Origin of the sequence: Acinetobacter uliginosus, assembly GCF_044130295.1 — a bacterium.
Taxonomy (GTDB): Bacteria; Pseudomonadota; Gammaproteobacteria; order Pseudomonadales; family Moraxellaceae; genus Acinetobacter.
On the sequence record NZ_JBIQOC010000033.1, the window covers coordinates 17,642 to 35,699 of the forward strand.

The following is an 18,058-nucleotide window of genomic DNA, read 5'->3' on the forward strand; positions in this document are numbered from 1 at the left end:
CGTGTCTTAACGCTAATGAGCTTGGTGGGCGCTGACGGGATCGAACCGCCGACATTCTGCTGGAAAGGCAGACGCTCTACCACCTGAGCTAAGCGCCCTCAAAAGGTCTATCATGTAAATGGCGCAGCGGACGGGACTCGAACCCGCGACCCCCGGCGTGACAGGCCGGTATTCTAACCAACTGAACTACCGCTGCACTTACACAATGTCACTATTGTGGCAAACGAATATTAAGAACTGAAGTGGCGCAGCGGACGGGACTCGAACCCGCGACCCCCGGCGTGACAGGCCGGTATTCTAACCAACTGAACTACCGCTGCACTAAAGTGTCTTAACGCTAAAGAGCTTGGTGGGCGCTGACGGGATCGAACCGCCGACATTCTGCTTGTAAGGCAGACGCTCTACCAACTGAGCTAAGCGCCCTTTAAACGTCTTCATCGTTTGATGAGGTGCATTATAGAGAATCCTGACAGACTGTCAAACGCTTTTCTGACTGTTTTTGGTTTTTTACGTTTGAGTGATTAAAAAATAGGTTGTTTGCTATAAAAACAAACAATTTCGATAACTTATTTACTATTTTCCGTAAAAACCCAAAAATCACCGAGTCATTTTTAAGCAAAATATTGCAATATTTTTTGAACTGCTGGCGAATACCGCCATTTTTTATCTGCTATATATTCAGCTGGGTATTAAGCTTTTAATACTTTATCACATTATTAATCGGCGATTGCCTGTGTACCATCCTTCAAATTCAAACGCTGTTCTGAAATAAACACCAAAGCATCCTCAGTGATCAGTTCGAATAATTCAATCACATCCTTATTACGCATCCGGATGCAGCCATGTGACAACGGAATCCCCATAGGCTCTGTATCGGGGGTGCCATGAATATAGATATAACGCTGAAAGGTATCACAGCCCTCACCCTGATTAAAATTTTCTTCCAGACCACTTAACCAAAGGATACGCGATAAAATCCAGTCACGTTCAGGATATTGTGCAGCCAATGCTGCATCATAGACTTCACCAGTTTGCTGCCGTGCTTTAAACACCGCATTTTTCGGAGCATTATGACCAAATTTAAGCGCCACTTTATGCCAGCCCCGAGGAGTCTTGCCGGAATTTTCCTGCTCGCCAATCCCGTTTTTGCCTGTAGAGATGACATAAGTCTTGTCATGTTTCGGTAAGATCAAACTTTGCTCAGCTAAGTCAATCCATATATCCGCCTGTTCTAAAGAATATGCCATAACAAAATCACTCACCATCTTTGATTGGTTCTGCTGAAGGTTCAGGACGTAGCCATAACCAGATGGCCACTGTCAGCATGGTCAGGTCAGTGAAGATTTTCACCAAAAGCGGTGCATTGGTAAATAACATGATGATTCCACTGATCATCATCATGATAGTGGCGAACCATTTTGCCTTGCGTGGTACGGTGCCATTTTCACGCCATGCCCTTAAGGTCGCCCCATATTTAGGATGATTCAGCAACCAGGCATCCATTTGCGGCCAGCCTTTCGAAGCCGACCAGGCAGCTAAAATCAGAAATACTGTTGTTGGCATACCCGGTAAAAGTGCCCCGATAAAGCCCAGGATGACAAAAATCATCACTAAACTTCGCCAAAACAACATTTTCATAGCACTACCCTATACAACTAATTGCGGTAGTATAAAGTGTTTTTGCATATTATCCGTTGTCATTCTGCACTTTTTAATTTATCGCCCGGGGTTGCTATGTTTGCTTTAAATCAAGTCTCTCATATTGAAGAACCCTGGCTGCAATTTAAAAATTTACTGGTTCGGCAACTGGCCTTTTGTGTATGCAGTCCAAATATTTTATCCCACATCCCGTCCGAAATGGTACTCAAGCATGCTTTTCAATTTCATGATGATGCCGTATGGCGTAGCCATTTTCAGAATTATCACTCCAGATTGCTTTATTTAGATCAGCATCCACAAGAATTAGAAAGCTTTTTACAGCAGCTGAAAAGTACACGTTTGGGTCTGCGTTTTGAAATGCTGGTCTGGTTCTGGTTGCTCGACCAAGACTATCATCCGTATCAGTTAATCGGTCATAGCATTCAGAAAATTGCAGGACCCAGAACTCTGGGTGAACTCGATTTTCTGTTATTGAATACCGAAACCCAAGCCATTGAACACTGGGAAGTGGCTTTAAAATATTATCTGGCAGAACGGGATTGTTCTTTGCCCTACTGGTATGGCTTAAACCGCAGCGATACTTTATTGCGAAAATTAAATCACTTTAGCCAAAAGCAGTTTCAGTTTGAGGATGCACTGGAACACAACATTGAGCAGCGTTTCGCAGTACTCAAAGGGCAACTTTATCTACCTATTGGAAGCACAACAAACAGCCTTCCCAACTGGGTCAATCGACAGCGACGTTTAGGCTGTTGGGGAAGCGATATTCCTCCGCAAAATGCTCAATTTTACCGCTTACAGCGACTCGAATGGATCTGTCCAGAGCAGCATATCAGTAGCGATACCGCACAGTGGTGGAGTAACGACTTATATCTGCAAAAAGATCAAAATAATTTCTATATGTACCGCAATCCACCTTTACTCTCTCAAGCAATACATCGCCAATTTTATGAGAATTGTCTATTTTTATAACAAATGCTTACTTTTCTACCATCAAAAAACCCTATTGTTTAGACTGTGTATTAATTAACCTGAATTCACATCAAAATAATGAATGACTTGGAGATGATGATGAAAAAAATTCTTGCTGCTTCCCTCATTATTGCATTTGCTTTAACTGGCTGTAATACGTTTAAAGGTATGGGTAAAGATGTATCTAAAGCTGGAGAGGCTGTAACCGATACTGCAGAAAAAACTTCTGAGGAAATCCGCAAAAACTAGTTTGTCTTCAGCACACAGAACCCTATCCAAGATAGGGTTTTTTTATGCCAATTTTAGGGCAGTCATTCACATTCAAGGACATATTCGCCTATTATAGTGCAGACAAATTTATCGACTTATGAAAATCGCATGACCTCTTCCGCTACCCTTGATTTAAGCCTGCAACTGCTACGTCAGCCTTCTGTAACACCAATCGATCATAACTGCCAAAATATCATGGCGGAACGTCTGGAAAAAATCGGCTTCAATATTGAACCGATGCGTTTTGAAGACGTGGACAATCTGTGGGCACGTAAAGGTACTGAAGCACCTGTTTTATGTTTTGCAGGCCATACCGATGTGGTACCTACCGGGAGTTTAGATGCCTGGAATTCGGACCCTTTTGTACCGGAAATTCGCGATGGTAAACTGTATGGACGTGGCAGTGCCGACATGAAAACAGCACTGGCAGCGATGGTAGTGGCTTCAGAGCGTTTTGTGGCAAAACACCCAGACCATAAAGGTTCTATCGCATTTCTCATTACTTCCGATGAAGAAGGTCCATCCATTAACGGTACCGTGAAAGTTGTGGAAGCTTTAGAAGCCCGTAATGAAAAAATGACCTGGTGTTTGGTTGGTGAACCATCCAGTACCAAACAGTTGGGTGACGTGGTCAAAAATGGTCGTCGTGGTTCATTGAATGCTAAATTAACCGTGAAAGGTAAACAGGGACATGTGGCTTATCCTCACCTTGCCATCAACCCGATTCATACTGCCTCTAAAGCCCTGGCTGAACTGTGCGATACGGTGTGGGACAATGGCAATGAATATTTTCCTGCAACATCTTTCCAAATTTCCAATATCAATGCAGGTACCGGTACAACTAACGTGGTTCCGGGCAGTATGAATCTTTTATTTAACTTCCGTTATTCAACTGAAGTGACTGCTGAACATTTAAAAGAACGTACCTTAGAAATTCTAGACCGTCATAATCTTGATTATGATATTGAATGGACATTATCTGGCTTGCCATTCCTTACCCCAGTAGGCGAATTGGTCAATGCTGCTAAAAATGCCATTCGTAATGTCACCGGTATTGAAACTGAACTTTCTACCAGTGGCGGTACTTCCGACGGTCGTTTTATTGCCCCTACAGGTGCACAGGTGCTGGAACTCGGTGTATTAAATGCCAGCATCCATCAAATTGACGAACATGTAAATGTTGCTGACCTGGAACCGCTTGCTGAAATTTACGAACAAATTCTAGAAGGCTTATTAGCTCGCTAAAACAGTAACCACATAAAATAAAAAAGGAACTGAACAGTTCCTTTTTTATTACCCACCTTTTATAAATGCTTCAACATTACAATCCTAAAGAAGACTGAATGTGTTCGAGATTAGGCACATAAAACACCTGATCTCCCATCCGTACATACTGGAATACATCAGGGTCTGTTGCCGTGCGTTCTTCATCTACCACTTCAGAAATACGCAGACGAATCGTTTTTGGCATCTCATTACACATCAGGGCAAAACGCTGACTGACATCATCGCCTTCAATGACCAATGCTACACCCGTTTTGCGCTCCGGATCATTCACAGCATACACTGGCAGCTTCAATTCATGCCATTCCACAAAAGGCACCTGTGTAGCGCTATCCAGCGCAGACAAGACAATGTTTTGCGGAAGAATCATCGCTTCCTTACCATAACAATCGATAATATAGGTATCGATAAATCCGGTAGATACCGTAATAAGGTGGTGTAACTCCTGTTGTGAAATTCGGTCAACAGCAGAGTTTGAAACACTATTTTGGCTCATTGAGTTATCCCTGACTGATTTCTAACAAACTTTCCACATTTTCCAGCAATTCCGCTTCCTGGAACGGTTTACCCATATAGTGCGTTACCCCAAGACTGAATGCACGTTCACGGTGCTTCTCGCCTGTTCTTGACGTAATCATGATAATAGGCAAGTTTTGATGCACGTCATGGTGACGAACCAGATTCGTGACTTCAAAACCGTCCATGCGCGGCATTTCAATATCCAGCAACATCAAGTCTGGTTTGACATTTTCCAGCTGCTCCATGGCATCAATACCATCTTTGGCCGTCACCACATCAAAGCCTTGACGTTCAAGTAAACGTGAGGTCACCTTACGTACTGTCACCGAGTCATCCACAATCATGATCAGGCGGCGTGTATTACTGTAACGCGAATGCTCACGTTGATCAGACACATGTTTAAGACGTTGGGTGTTCTGAATTTGTCGGGCAATATTCTGACCATCCAGAATCAGACAGACTTGACCATCACCTAGAATAGTCGCTCCGGCAACAGCGCCAACACTTGAGAATTGCTGACCGATCGGTTTCACCACAATTTGTGCACGCGAACCAATCAGCTGATCCACAAGTAGTGCAATAGTTTGACCACTATTGCCTTTAATCAGCAATACAGGTAAAGAATGGGCAACATTACTTAAACGTGGTAAAGGCTGATTGGACACAAATTCGGATAAATAACGCAGTTTGTAACTGGTGTTATCAATTTTAAAGAAGTCGTCTTTACTGTTGAAATATTTTTCCAGTGCTGATGGTGCAATACGTACAATACGGTCAATTTGTGCCAGTGAAATCGCAAACTGCTGGTCGCCTGATTTAACCATCAAGGCGTCACTCACCGCCACCGTAGTTGGTACGCGAATGGTAAAGGTGGTCCCTTTACCCAATTCAGAATCGATGGAAATATGCCCGCCCAGCGCCTTAATTTCGCTTTGCACCACGTCCAGACCTACACCGCGTCCGGAAATTTGGGTCACTTCTTTGGCAGTAGTAAATCCAGGATGGAAAATTAATTGCAGGATTTCCTGCTTATCCATGGATTGATCGGCTTTAATTAAACCCAAGCTGAGTGCTTTTTCTTTAATTTTTGTTTCATCAATCCCTTTACCGTCATCACTGAATGACACCAGTACATCTGTACCTTGACGGCTAATATTGAGAACAATTTTCCCGACTTCAGGCTTTTGTAACTCATGTCGTACGTGAGTGTCTTCCAGACCATGGTCAATCGCATTACGCAGCATGTGCTCGAACGGTGTAACCAGACGCTCTAGAATGTTACGGTCCAATTCACCTTCGGTGTTTTGCACCACCAGCTCGGCCGGACGGTTCAGGGTCGATGAGGTTTGACGCACAATCCGTTGTAACCGTGGCAATAAACGATCAAATGGTACCAGACGGGTACGCATCAGGCTTTCTTGAATCTCGGCTTGAATACGGGATTGTTGTAACAGTAAACCTTCCGTATCACGAATCTTTTCTGACAGGGTCGTCTTGAAATCGACCAAGTCAGATGCAGATTCCGCCAGCGATTTTGACAACTGGTTTAATGATGAATATTGGTCCATCTCCAGGGGATCAAAATCGGCATAACGTGAATTATCACCATGTTTGGCAATAATTTGAGACTCGAGCTCACCTTCCATTCGACGTAACTGGTCAGCCAGACGCTTGATCGCCAGTTCCATTTCGTTCAGGGTATTACTAAACTGTCCCAAGTCCATTTCAATACGTGAACGGTTAATCGCATTTTCACCAGACAAGTCGATCATTTTCTCGACCAGATCGGCAGAAATACGGATCATTTCATTGCTGTTGTCCTGTTGATTACTTGTATCCCACTCACCCATCATTGCTGGAGGTTCGGTACCATCACCCTGAACAAATTCAAAGACTTTAGCCGTAGACAGCGTATCAGATTCGGCCACGCGCTTAGGTAACTGCGCAATGACATCAACAAATTCAATCGACTCTAAACTTAATTTGACGCTGTCAAAATTACTGTAATCATGCTCGAAAATAGCCTGCTTTAACCATGCCAAAGTCGTTTGCAATAACAGGTCATAAACATTGGAGTTGAACTGATGCACCGCAAAGCGTTCGAAGGTGGTTTCCAGCTGGTAAGCAATTGCCCCTACTGGTTCATTTTCCACCATACGTGCGCCACCTTTCAAACTGTGGGCTGCACGCTGTAATTGAAGCAGCAAGCTACGGTCACTACGCTGCTCAAACCACTGTTTCAACAGGCTATCTGTAGACTCCAGAATTTCTTCTGCTTCTTCCCAGAAGGTTTCTTCTGCAATTAAACGGATACTGTCATCCGGCTCTTCAACATGGTCTGGACTTGCCAAGGCAACTTCAGCAGCTATTTCAGGTTCAATTTCTGTTTCTACTGTCGTTGCAGTTTCAAGTTCTTCAATTTCAGCTGCAACTTCAGGTTCAGCCTGAACTTCGACTTCCGCAACTGCGGTGCTTACAGCCACACTACCTTGAGCGATCGCCTGAATATTACGCAAAATTTCAATCGATTCAGCACCTGAATAATCAATCTGCTCATCGCGAATGACTTGAATACGGTCTGATACATCATCTTGTACTAAGCGAATAATACTGATGAGTTGCGGATTGACCTCAATTTGATGACGGATCACGCGTTCATAAATGCTTTCCAATTCATGCGCAATTAAGCCAATATGAGTCGCCTGAATCATATTGGCACCCCCTTTAAGGGTATGCAAATAACGCATTAAATTATTCAGTGCTGCAGTATCGGACGGATCTTTCGACCAGGTATTCAAGTCTTGATCGATCCCGCCCAGTAATTCTTCTGCTTCTTCCAGGAAGATATCCAACAAATCTTCATCAAAATCACGATTTGCATCAGCAGCATGCATGTGTTCGCGGTCTGAACCAATTTTTTGTGAAATCTGTGCCAGATCTACAATACCTGAAGCAGCAGCTGGTGAGGCTTCAGCTTGAGTTTCAGGATTCGGTTCCTGAACTTCGAACTGTTCAAGATCCTGCTGAACAAAGGCTGCCAGATCATTCAGAACTTTCTGGATATCTTCCGTTAAAATAACGCGCTGACCTGCCGCCAGTGTATCAAACAGATGAATGAACTCTTGATGTGCCTGCCCAAACAGATCATATGCATAGTCGATATTGAGCAGTTCCGGTTTTAATACCAGAGCTTCATAGCCAGACTTCAATTCATGGGTAAATTGATAGATGCCCATCGCAGCACGATTATCAGTATTGTCCAATAATTGCTGTGCCTGCTGGCTTAAGGCCTGAATGTATTCCGGATATTCTACTTTGGCACGTTTTTCAAATTCGAATTCGGCATCCAGAAGTAAATCAATATTCAATTCGACCAGTTTGGACACCAGACCTTGCGGATTAACGTCCTCATCCACTTCTGCAGAACTGAAACCATAGTCGTCCCATGCCGAATTAAAGGTGGCATATATCGCATCAAGTTTCTGAGTCTGACCCTGTCTTAAAGTATGTAAATAATCACGGACAAATTCAGCATATTGAATTAGCAACGCAGTCTGGCTGGAGGTAGAGACAATTTCTTCTTGTAAAAGTGTTTTAAATAAGTTTTCAACCTTGGTACTGGCTGCAAAAATCTGATCAATATGTGCCATAGAAGAGCTGCCACGCAAGGTATGCAAGGCACGGATCAGGCCATTATAATCCTGATATTGTTCCTGTTCATTTTTCAGGAACTGGTCAATCGTGAGCAGATGTTCTTCTGCTTCTTCAATAAAGATCGCGACCGTTTCTTCAATATCATTGTTGTCGTCTGCTGCGACTGACGCTGCTGTAGCAGTAGTTTCGATTGCCATTTCAGGCGCTGCTTCACTAAATGATTGATCCTGCAATTCCAGACCAGTAAGACTATTGACACTGGTCAGTGTGCTAGACAGTTCAAGCAATTCTTCTAGTGCAGGTTCTAAACTGACCTGCTGCTGAATTTGCTGCCCCAATAATACTAAAGGTCTTAAGTCGATATCAGCATTTTGAACAGTTTTAAAAATTGGGTATAACTTGTATTGATAAATATTAAATACAGTTTGGGCAAATCGTTGAACTGTGCTGTCCAAAGGTACTGTGCCGGAAATAACCCGATTTAAAGTATCTTCAACCGCCCATGCCAACTCACCCGCAGATTTTGCTCCAACCATACGGCCAGAACCTTTAAGGGTATGAAAATGACGGCGAATGGTCGTTAAAGTTTCTTGGTCATTCGGATTTTCCAACCAAGTTGTAAATAAAGTACTTAATTCAACGAAGATTTCTTCTATTTCTTCAACAAAAATTTCTAGAATTTCTGCATCTTGATCAAGATAACTATCTTCAGGAAGCGTAGTCGTTTCAACTAAATTTTTTAATATTTCTTTCATAGCTTAGGCTTCTTACGTTTATCTGCCACCAAGAAGGTTGCTCAAACTTAATTGTCACCATCACGCGAGACCTAACTTTGAAGTTAAGTTCATCTTGTCGATGCTTGATCTGTGTCTTATAGATATCCCCTGCCCAAAAGCAGGGAATATCACTGCAACGCTTTTTAATTAACTTAGTCAGGTAATTTAAAGTCGGTTACAGATTCACGTAATGATTCGGCCATATTTGCCAGTTCCGATACCGAACGTGCTGTATCGAAGGTTGCTGTTGTGGTTTGCGAGGTAATTTCTTGTACGACATTCATCGTTGTCGCAATGTGACCAGCAGAAGCAGACTGAAGTTTTGCAGCATCCGAAATGTTGGCAATCAATCGCGCCAGGTTGGTCGATACGTTTTGAATTTCATCCAGTGCCACACCGGCATCTTTGGTTAAGCTTGCACCACGAACAACCTCGGAAGTGGTTTGCTCCATCGAAATTACGGCTTCGTTGGTATCTGTCTGAATGGTTTTTACCAAGCCTTCAATCTGTTTGGTTGCAGAGGCTGAACGTTCCGCAAGACGCTGTACCTCATCGGCTACCACGGCGAAACCACGACCAGCCTCACCCGCCATAGATGCCTGAATTGCAGCGTTCAATGCCAGAATGTTGGTTTGGTCGGCAATATCGTTAATCAGGGCAACGATGTTACCAATTTCCTGAGAAGATTCACCCAGACGTTTAATACGTTTAGATGTTTCCTGGATCTGCTCACGGATGGTGTCCATACCTTCAATAGAACGGTTTACAACCTCTGCACCATTGGCAGCAATTTGTACCGAACGCTCCGCAACCACTGCAGATTCTTCCGCGTTTGCAGATACCTGGTCAATAGACATCGCCATTTCGTTAATCGCGGCAGATGCACCGGCAATCTCTTGTGCCTGGTGTTCAGATGCTTCAGCAAGCTGGTGGGTAATGCCTTGGGTATTCGCTGTATATTGCGCAACTTCTTGAGACGTTTCAGTAATACGTGATACCAGGTCACGTAACTGGTCAATCGCGAAGTTAATGGAGTCGGCAATTGCTCCGGTAAAATCTTCCGATACCGTTGCATATGAACGCAAGTCACCATCCGCCAAGTCGGCAATTTCATCCAGTAAACGTAAAATCGCATTCTGGTTACGGTCATATTCTTCTTGCAGGTTTGCCACGCGCTGTTTATCTGACTGGCCACGTAATGCAAGCAACTTGAATACAGAAAACAGGAAAGCAACCAGACACAGGATTAAAAGCAAGGCAGGAAGCGCAATAGCCAAGCTCGAACCACCAGATAGCTTATTCAGGTTGGCTAACAATTCATCCGACTGGGCAAAAATTGCAGCAGAAGCTTGACGTACTTTTACAATTTGCGCCGAGTTTGAAAGAATTGTTGCAGAAGCTGATTTTAGTACATCATCATATTCGCTTTTAATGCCTGTCAGTGATTCACGCAATGCCGGATCATCAATACGTTCTACACCCAGTTCTGCACTACCATTGAGCTGGGCATTGAGGTAAGAACCGAAAGTTTCAGTATCGGCACTGAAGTCATCCGCAGATTCACGCGAGTTATCGTTACCTGTGAGTACCGAACTGATCGAACGCAAAATACGTTCCGCAATGAATACCTGGTTTTTGGCAATAACCACCTGGTTAGACGGCATGTTTTGACGCGCCATTTGGTCAACCATCAGGTTATATTCTGCCTGAATTCCCGGAATCGACTCACCAATTGCAATATTGGTATCGTACAGCTTGTTAATCATTTTCTGTTGAGACGAAATTAAATCAATCCCTTCTGATAGCGATTTCCACTGCTTTTCCACCTCAACCAATGCAGCTGTATGTGGATGAATATCTTTAACCGTTTCCAGGTTTTCAGCAAATTCTTTTTGCGATTTAATTAATTTATCAATCGACTCTTTGGTTCCTGAAGCAGTTGCATCAGTTGCCTGACGTGAAATGGTTTGTGACAATAGACGCAAATCACCCACACTACGTGTCAATTCATTATTACGCGGTACACTATAGAATAAGTACAATAACAGGAAGAGTGCTACGACCAGAGAAAATGCTGCCCCCAAAATTAATGGTTTGGACTTTTCACTGTCACCAAATACACGTGATAATTGCTCTGTTTGTGATTGAATCTTTGCGACTAAAGCATTCCCGCCATTATGGCTGGTGCCTTCACCTGTATTTTTCTTTTTAAGTTTAAAGCCCATCCAGCTTCTCCCCGAGTTGCGCTATCATTCTTTAGCTTGCGACTATTAATTTATAAATTTTATAGAGGCATTCATGTATTTTGGGTTTTGCAATAAACGACTAAATAAGAAAACATGCCAGTGCTGATTATGCTGATAAAAATAACCCTGACAATATTCTTGTAAATTGCTATCTAATTCACTGTTTTTAGAAAAGAAACTCTTCTTATTAAAGTGTTGAATCCCCAAAACCTGATCTACCACCAAACCGACATAATGGTCATTATGACTAATACACAATACTTTTTGAGTCGGTGAAAACTGACTTCGATGTCCTGAAATATAATGCGCCAAATCAGCGACGGAAAGTAAACGTCCCCGAATATTGGCCAGTCCCATCACCCATGACTGAGTATTTGGAACCGGAGTATATTTTGGTGGATATATCACTTCAGATACTTCACCCAAAGGGGCAACAAAATATTGCCCCATCATCTCAAAAGCAATGCCTGACCATCGGTTTACTTCATTTTCAGTTGTAACGTAGTTTTTGTTACCACGTTTAGCAATCCGAAGTAATTCGATAAATCCATTTGCTGCCATAGAGCTTATCCTGCATTGAGGTGTTGTTTAATCACATCAATTAATTGGTTTTCGTCTACAGGCTTGGTCAAATAATCACTTGCCCCCTGACGTTTCCCCCAAACGCGGTCAGTGGCTTGGTCCTTGGTACTGACAATCACAATCGGAATGTGTTTAGTAGTAGCACCACGGGCAATCTGACGTGTTGCCTGAAAACCGTTTACACCAGGCATGACCACATCCATGAGCACTAGATCTGGCAATTCTGCTTGTGCCATTGTGACACCATCAGCACCATTTGCTGCTTCAATCACCTCAAAGCCATGCTTGGTTAAAATCTCTCTAAAACGAAATGTTTCCGTAGGTGAATCATCAACGATAAGGATACGTGACATGCTTTTCCCCAATAAAAATAAACTTATGCTGTTACGTGATTGCGGATTGCGTTTAACAATTCATCTTTACTAAAGGGTTTAGTTAAATACTCATCCGAACCAACAACACGACCTTTTGCCTGGTCAAATAAACCATCTTTACTTGACAGCATAATGACTGGAATATTTTGATAATTCTGCGAATTTTTAATTAATGCACAAGTTTGATAACCGTCTAAACGTGGCATCATAATATCTACAAAAACAATATCCGGATTTGCTTCAGCAATTTTTGCCAAAGCCTCAAACCCGTCTACTGCGGTCACGACTTCACAACCTTCACGTTGGAGTAATGTTTCTGCTGTACGACGAATGGTTTTTGAATCATCAATCACCATCACTTTTAGATTTTGGAATTTTTCGTCCATTTAATGATCCTTCCCATTTTTAGAATGTACAAACAATTTTAGTCAAAAATTTTATTACAAGTTACAAACATTTTTAACATATCTTTACTTGCCTTTTCAATGAACATTTTCCGCACGAAGACTCACTTTAGTCTATTTTCAATAACGACTTCACACTTTCCATCGACCAATGATTTTTTTTTGACAGACAGAGGTTTTTTATTACTTATTTTGAGTCTAATATAGCTCATTTATTACTTTTAAAATAAGTAATTTAGTCAACTTTTATTCGGGGGTTACAATGCAAAGTCAGTTTAAATACAAACTTGCTTTCATTGCACAAAAAAAAATGAACTTTAGATTCATTTTTCTTTCTTTTCTGGTTTTGCAATCGGCATTCGCATATGCTGAAAATCCGCCACCTAAAGCCACCTGGTATCGCTATTATGACAGTAAGGGTATAGCCAATATTAGCACCAATGTCACCCCCAATCATATTCGCTATGGCTACGAAGCTTTGGACCAGAACATGCAGGTCATCCGGCGTAATCGTGCCTATAATACTGAAGCCGATATTAAACAGGCACCGCAACGTGCAGCCCACGCCAGACAGCAGGCAGCGGACTTAAAACTAAAAAAGGCTTATGGTAATAGTCAAGTTGCATTCGCAAAACGTAATGACGCATTAACCGGCATCAAAAAGCAAATTGCCTTTCAGCAAGACCAGTTAAAGCAATTACAAACTGACCGTATTTATTTTAAGCGTCAACAGATTGAACATTTACGTAAAGCTGAAGACATTCCAGCCAGCTTGAAAAATACAATCGAGAATAATCAAAAGAATATTGAAGCAAAAAAAGCAACGATTCAATCATTACAAATTAACTATCGAAATACTCAAGCAAAATACGACAATATTATCGCTCGCTTAAAAGCGCTTGAATAAATTGTATTTAGGCTATGAAGCACTTAATTTAAGTCACAATAAATAAAAAGGATGAAGCTACATGCTATCTGGACAGCATATGAAAAAATCTAAATTAAGTGACCATAAGCAATATTTAACCGGCAGCGTTCTGTGTTTAATTTTATTTCTAACAGCTTGCAAAAAAAATGAAATAGAAAAACCTGTAGAAACCACAACAAAAATTGAATTAATTGAAAAAGATCTAGTTTCCGTGAAGAATGGCACTTCTGTCGCAAAAAGTGCTTTTACCGGCACGCTTCGTGCAGTCAATCAAAGTAGCATACAGGCTCAGGTCACTGCCACTGCAACCCAGGTCTATGTCCAGGTCGGACAGTCAGTCGCTAAGGGACAGATCTTGGTTCGCCTGAATAATCAAGATAATGCTGCACGTTTAGCGCAAGCTCAGGCCAATTTGTCAGCAGCACAAGCGCAGGCAAATCTGGCTAAAAATATGATGCAGCGCAAACAACGCTTATTGGATCAAGGTTTTATCTCCAAAGTTGAATATGAACAGGCTGCTGTTGACTATCAGGCGCAACTGGAAAATGTGCATGCGCAACAGGCCAGTGTCAATATTGCCCAAAAAGCCGAGCGTGAAGGGACTATTTATAGTCCCATTTCCGGAGTAATTACACAGCGCCAAGTCGATGCTGGTCAAACCGTTGCTGCTGGCCAGACCCTGTTTGAAATCGTGGATCCGAGTCAGCTAGAAATTCAGGCCAAATTGCCAAGTGACATGCAAGCCGCTTTAAAAGTGGGACAGCATATTGAATACACCATTCAAGGCAATCCAGCTCAACTGACTGCTGTTTTAACACGCATCTCCCCTATTGCCGATCCTGCCAGTCGCCAGATTGAATTCTTTGCCCGACCGAATGAAACCATTAACTCACTGAGTATTGGTTCTTTCGTGGAAGGCAACATTCTTGCTTCGACTCAAGTTTCAGGTCAGCTCATTCCGCTCGATGTGATCCAGAATATCAAAGATAAACCCTATGTCTGGGTGATCCGCCAGAACAAAATTGAAAAGGTCAATCTGGTCATTCTGGAACAGCGCTATCGGGACAATTTGGCTGTCGTGCAAGGACTGCAAAACGCCGACCAGATTAGCCGTATTAAATTTAATGACCAGGACATTCATCAAGCGGTCGTCATCAATAAATAATAAAAAATAAGTACAGGATTGTTCTTATGTGGTTTACCCGAATTAGCGTTAAATATCCTGTTTTCACCATCATGATGATGTTGTGTTTACTGGTACTGGGGCTGGCATCTTGGCAACGCATGGGCGTAGAAGAATTTCCCGATGTCGATTTTCCATTTGTTGTGGTCTATACCTCCTATCCGGGTGCCTCCCCTGAAACCATTGAATCTGAAATTACAAAAAAAATGGAAGACCAGATCAATACCATTTCAGGTTTAAAACAGATTATTTCCCAGTCTAGTGAAGGGCTGTCGACCATTATTGTCGAATTTAATCTGGATATGTCTTCTGCAGTGGCCGCCCAGGATATTCGCGATAAGATTGCTCCAGTTACCGCCCAGTTTCGAGATGAAATTAAGAATCCTGTTGTTGAACGTTATGACCCTACTGCCAATGCGGTGATATCGATTGTGTTTGAATCAGAGACCATGCCGTTACGAGACTTGAGTTCCTATTTAAGTCAGCAGATTGTCCCGCAACTTCGAACCGTGCCGGGCGTGGGTACAGTCAATTTACTGGGCGATGCACAACGCCAGATTCGTATTGAAGTCGATCCGCATAAACTACAAAGCTTTGATATTGGTGTAGATAAAGTCATCAATACCTTGAAAGGTGAAAATATTGAGGTTCCGGGGGGAACCTTAAAACAGCCGACGTCTGAACTGGTGGTGGAAATCAAATCCAAAGTGATTCACCCGCAATCGTTTGGTGACCTGATTATTGCCAATAAAAATGGTGCTCCTATTTTTCTAAAACAGGTGGCAAGCATTGAAGATGGTCAAGCCGATCTGGAATCAAGTGCTTATTTAAATGGTAAAGCTGCGGTCGCGATTGATATTCTGCGTAATTCGGATTCCAATGTAATTGATGTGGTCAATGCCAGCTATAAAGCCCTAGCAAAAATCGAGCAACAGCTACCCGAGGGTACTGTGGCTAAAGTTGCCGTCGATAGCTCCAAAGGCATTCGTGGCAGTATTAAAGATGTGGCACGGACCATTATTGAAGGTGCGGTTCTCGCTGTTCTGATTGTTTTGCTATTCTTGGGTTCTTTTCGTTCCACTGCCATTACCGGACTGACTTTACCGATTTCCCTGTTGGGGACATTAACCTTTATTTGGGCTTTCGGCTTCACTATTAACATGATGACCTTACTGGCATTATCCCTCAGTATTGGCCTGTTGATTGATGATGCAATTGTAGTGCGGGAAAATATTGTCCGTCATGCCGATATGGGCAAAGATGCAGTAACGGCAGCACTCGATGGCACCAAAGAAATTGGGCTGGCGGTTTTAGCCACGACAATGACCATTGTTGCGGTATTTTTACCGGTTGCATTTATGGGAGGTATTATCGGTAAATTCTTCTATCAATTTGGCGTAACGGTCAGTGCTGCCGTGCTGATTTCAATGTTTGTCAGCTTTACCCTCGATCCCATGCTTTCTGCACACTGGGCTGAAAAACATAATCCCAAAAAGAAACCCAGCAGAATCAAGTGCTTCTTTAACTGGATATCCAACAGGCTTGATCATTTAAGTCATTACTATGAAAAACTGTTAAAGCTGGCACTACACTTCCGTATTTTAACCCTGATAGTGGCTGTAGCTTCACTTTTTGGTGCATTGGGTTTATCTAAATTGATTGGTACGGAATTTGTTCCTGTTCCAGATAAAAACGAAATTCGGATTAAATTTGAAACACCTGTAGATGCCTCACTCGAGTATTCACAAGCCAAGTTACTGCAAGTGGAAAAGATTCTGCGCCAGCATCCAGATGTACGTAATACCTACAGCATTATCAATGGGGTAACAGATCGTGGTAAAAACCATGTCAGCATACGAGTCAAGGTCACTCCTCGTCTGGAGCGTGATAAGACCCTGACCCAACTGAATAATGAGTTTCGCCAGCGCTTGCAAAGTGTAGCGGGTATTACCATTACCTCGGTGGCTTCGGCAGATGAAACGGTTTCGGGAGGGCAAAAACCGATCCTGATTTCCATTAAAGGCACCGACTTGAACGAACTGCAAAAAATCTCCGATCGCTTTCTGGCAGAAATTTCCAAAGTCGAAGGTATCGTCGATCTTGAAAGTTCACTTAAAGAACCTAAGCCCACCTTGGCGGTTCATATCAATCGTGTCCTTGCCAGTGATTTAGGTCTTTCTGTCAATCAAATCGCCAATGTCATTCGTCCCTTAATTGCAGGCGACAACGTTACCACCTGGCAAGATGAAAAAGGTGAAATTTATGATGTTAATCTTCGCCTGACGGAAAACAGACGCACCCTGCCGAGCGACATTGAAAATCTTTATCTGAATTCACAAAAAACCGATGCTTCAGGTCAACCTATTTTAATACCGCTGGCAAGCGTGGCATCGTTTAACGAAACGCTGGGTGCCTCACAAATTACCCGTCGTGATCTGGCTCGTGAAGTTCTGGTCGAAGCCAATACCGCTGGACGACCTGCCGGTGATATCGGGCGGGATATTAAAAAAATTGAAGATAACTTTGATTTGCCACCCGGTTATAGCTTTGCGACTCAAGGTGCAAATAAAGACATGGCGGAATCGGCAGGTTATGCCTTAACCGCCATTACCCTTTCCATTGTATTTATTTATATTGTACTGGGTTCACAATTTAACAGCTTCATTCATCCTGCTGCGATTATGGCTTCCCTTCCCCTCTCGCTGATTGGGGTGTTTCTGGCTTTATTCCTGTTTAATTCCACCATGAACCTGTTTTCCATTATTGGCATTATCATGCTGATGGGATTAGTGACCAAAAATGCCATCCTGTTAATTGACTTCATCAAAAAAGCCATGGATCGTGGGGTTGATCGTTATGATGCCATTATAGAAGCGGGAAAAACCCGTCTACGCCCTATTTTAATGACCACCAGTGCCATGGTGATGGGGATGATTCCTCTTGCATTGGGTCTGGGTGAAGGTGGCGAACAAAGTGCACCCATGGCCCATGCCGTGATTGGGGGCGTAATCACCTCCACCCTATTGACTCTGGTTGTGGTTCCTGTGATCTTCACCTACCTGGATGACTTGAAGAATTTTATGACGCGCCAAATCCGAAAAATCATGGCATAATAAACCCACTTGACATGAGGTGACATTCTGAAATGTTCACCTCATTTTTTATCGTATAATCTTATGCTTTAACGCTTAATTATTAGGACAGTTT

The 18,058-nt window shown here is 42.7% G+C and carries 14 protein-coding genes and 4 tRNA genes; 6 read left to right on the forward strand and 12 right to left on the reverse strand.

Annotated elements, in window-relative coordinates; all coding sequences use genetic code 11:
* Nucleotides 1–22 precede the first annotated feature (22 nt).
* From ACE01T_RS08075 to ACE01T_RS08100, 6 genes are all read right to left on the reverse strand, one after another.
* Nucleotides 23–98, reverse strand: a tRNA-Glu gene (locus ACE01T_RS08075).
* 21 nt (nt 99–119) lie between these two features.
* Nucleotides 120–196 (reverse strand) — tRNA-Asp (locus ACE01T_RS08080).
* Between the two features lie 47 nt (nt 197–243).
* Nucleotides 244–320, reverse strand: a tRNA-Asp gene (locus ACE01T_RS08085).
* A gap of 27 nt (nt 321–347) precedes the next feature.
* Nucleotides 348–423, reverse strand: a tRNA-Val gene (locus tag ACE01T_RS08090).
* Between the two features lie 293 nt (nt 424–716).
* A complete protein-coding gene (elsL, locus tag ACE01T_RS08095) occupies nt 717–1,247 on the reverse strand; it encodes a cell wall-recycling L,D-carboxypeptidase ElsL (protein WP_086196101.1) in 531 nt (176 codons plus the stop codon).
* Between the two features lie 7 nt (nt 1,248–1,254).
* Nucleotides 1,255–1,638, reverse strand: coding sequence for a YbaN family protein (locus ACE01T_RS08100; RefSeq protein WP_086195978.1), 384 nt, complete (start codon nt 1,636–1,638; stop codon nt 1,255–1,257).
* Nucleotides 1,639–1,734: 96 nt separating this feature from the next.
* On the opposite strand from ACE01T_RS08100, the gene ACE01T_RS08105 reads away from it, so the two are divergent.
* The 3 genes from ACE01T_RS08105 to dapE all read left to right on the forward strand — a co-directional run bounded on the left by ACE01T_RS08105 (nt 1,735) and on the right by dapE (nt 4,146).
* Nucleotides 1,735–2,631, forward strand: coding sequence for a DUF1853 family protein (locus ACE01T_RS08105; RefSeq protein WP_395519088.1), 897 nt, complete (start codon nt 1,735–1,737; stop codon nt 2,629–2,631).
* 99 nt (nt 2,632–2,730) lie between these two features.
* On the forward strand, nt 2,731–2,880 hold the full coding sequence (locus ACE01T_RS08110) for an entericidin A/B family lipoprotein (protein ID WP_086195980.1): 150 nt from the start codon (nt 2,731–2,733) through the stop codon (nt 2,878–2,880).
* Nucleotides 2,881–3,009: 129 nt separating this feature from the next.
* Nucleotides 3,010–4,146 (forward strand): succinyl-diaminopimelate desuccinylase, encoded by a 1,137-nt coding sequence (dapE, locus tag ACE01T_RS08115; protein ID WP_180174809.1) that lies wholly within the window; start codon nt 3,010–3,012, stop codon nt 4,144–4,146.
* Between the two features lie 76 nt (nt 4,147–4,222).
* On the opposite strand, the gene ACE01T_RS08120 is transcribed toward dapE, so the two are convergent.
* The 6 genes from ACE01T_RS08120 to pilG form a co-directional block, all read right to left on the reverse strand.
* Nucleotides 4,223–4,681: a hypothetical protein gene (locus tag ACE01T_RS08120; RefSeq protein WP_086195982.1), complete on the reverse strand. Its 459-nt coding sequence runs from the start codon at nt 4,679–4,681 to the stop codon at nt 4,223–4,225.
* A gap of 4 nt (nt 4,682–4,685) precedes the next feature.
* On the reverse strand, nt 4,686–9,113 hold the full coding sequence (locus ACE01T_RS08125; RefSeq protein WP_180176435.1) for a hybrid sensor histidine kinase/response regulator: 4,428 nt from the start codon (nt 9,111–9,113) through the stop codon (nt 4,686–4,688).
* Between the two features lie 173 nt (nt 9,114–9,286).
* Nucleotides 9,287–11,359 (reverse strand): methyl-accepting chemotaxis protein, encoded by a 2,073-nt coding sequence (locus ACE01T_RS08130; RefSeq protein WP_086195984.1) that lies wholly within the window; start codon nt 11,357–11,359, stop codon nt 9,287–9,289.
* A gap of 45 nt (nt 11,360–11,404) precedes the next feature.
* Nucleotides 11,405–11,941, reverse strand: a complete 537-nt coding sequence (locus ACE01T_RS08135) for a chemotaxis protein CheW (protein ID WP_086195985.1) — start codon at nt 11,939–11,941, stop codon at nt 11,405–11,407.
* Nucleotides 11,942–11,946: 5 nt separating this feature from the next.
* Nucleotides 11,947–12,315: a response regulator gene (locus ACE01T_RS08140; protein ID WP_086195986.1), complete on the reverse strand. Its 369-nt coding sequence runs from the start codon at nt 12,313–12,315 to the stop codon at nt 11,947–11,949.
* A 23-nt stretch (nt 12,316–12,338) separates the two neighbouring features.
* The gene (gene pilG / locus ACE01T_RS08145; RefSeq protein WP_086195987.1) at nt 12,339–12,722 is read right to left on the reverse strand and encodes a twitching motility response regulator PilG; all 384 of its coding nucleotides are present in this window, start codon (nt 12,720–12,722) and stop codon (nt 12,339–12,341) included.
* A gap of 280 nt (nt 12,723–13,002) precedes the next feature.
* Between pilG and ACE01T_RS08150 the strand changes: the two genes are divergently transcribed.
* The 3 genes from ACE01T_RS08150 to ACE01T_RS08160 all read left to right on the forward strand — a co-directional run bounded on the left by ACE01T_RS08150 (nt 13,003) and on the right by ACE01T_RS08160 (nt 17,964).
* The gene (locus ACE01T_RS08150; protein WP_180082160.1) at nt 13,003–13,647 is read left to right on the forward strand and encodes a hypothetical protein; all 645 of its coding nucleotides are present in this window, start codon (nt 13,003–13,005) and stop codon (nt 13,645–13,647) included.
* Nucleotides 13,648–13,726: 79 nt separating this feature from the next.
* Entirely contained in the window at nt 13,727–14,833 is a 1,107-nt protein-coding gene (locus ACE01T_RS08155; RefSeq protein WP_227609453.1) for an efflux RND transporter periplasmic adaptor subunit, read from the forward strand.
* Between the two features lie 26 nt (nt 14,834–14,859).
* Nucleotides 14,860–17,964, forward strand: a complete 3,105-nt coding sequence (locus ACE01T_RS08160) for an efflux RND transporter permease subunit (RefSeq protein ID WP_395519090.1) — start codon at nt 14,860–14,862, stop codon at nt 17,962–17,964.
* Nucleotides 17,965–18,058 lie beyond the last annotated feature (94 nt).

Coding starts and splice junctions, on each gene's coding strand:
- ACE01T_RS08125 (WP_180176435.1), bottom strand. CDS start 9,113: ATGAAAGAAATATTAAAAAATTTAGTTGAAACGACTACGCTTCCTGAA.
- elsL (WP_086196101.1), bottom strand. CDS start 1,247: ATGGCATATTCTTTAGAACAGGCGGATATATGGATTGACTTAGCTGAG.
- ACE01T_RS08135 (WP_086195985.1), bottom strand. CDS start 11,941: ATGGCAGCAAATGGATTTATCGAATTACTTCGGATTGCTAAACGTGGT.
- ACE01T_RS08140 (WP_086195986.1), bottom strand. CDS start 12,315: ATGTCACGTATCCTTATCGTTGATGATTCACCTACGGAAACATTTCGT.
- pilG (WP_086195987.1), bottom strand. CDS start 12,722: ATGGACGAAAAATTCCAAAATCTAAAAGTGATGGTGATTGATGATTCA.
- ACE01T_RS08110 (WP_086195980.1), top strand. CDS start 2,731: ATGAAAAAAATTCTTGCTGCTTCCCTCATTATTGCATTTGCTTTAACT.
- ACE01T_RS08100 (WP_086195978.1), bottom strand. CDS start 1,638: ATGAAAATGTTGTTTTGGCGAAGTTTAGTGATGATTTTTGTCATCCTG.
- ACE01T_RS08160 (WP_395519090.1), top strand. CDS start 14,860: ATGTGGTTTACCCGAATTAGCGTTAAATATCCTGTTTTCACCATCATG.
- ACE01T_RS08105 (WP_395519088.1), top strand. CDS start 1,735: ATGTTTGCTTTAAATCAAGTCTCTCATATTGAAGAACCCTGGCTGCAA.
- ACE01T_RS08120 (WP_086195982.1), bottom strand. CDS start 4,681: ATGAGCCAAAATAGTGTTTCAAACTCTGCTGTTGACCGAATTTCACAA.
- ACE01T_RS08130 (WP_086195984.1), bottom strand. CDS start 11,359: ATGGGCTTTAAACTTAAAAAGAAAAATACAGGTGAAGGCACCAGCCAT.
- ACE01T_RS08150 (WP_180082160.1), top strand. CDS start 13,003: ATGCAAAGTCAGTTTAAATACAAACTTGCTTTCATTGCACAAAAAAAA.
- ACE01T_RS08155 (WP_227609453.1), top strand. CDS start 13,727: ATGAAAAAATCTAAATTAAGTGACCATAAGCAATATTTAACCGGCAGC.
- dapE (WP_180174809.1), top strand. CDS start 3,010: ATGACCTCTTCCGCTACCCTTGATTTAAGCCTGCAACTGCTACGTCAG.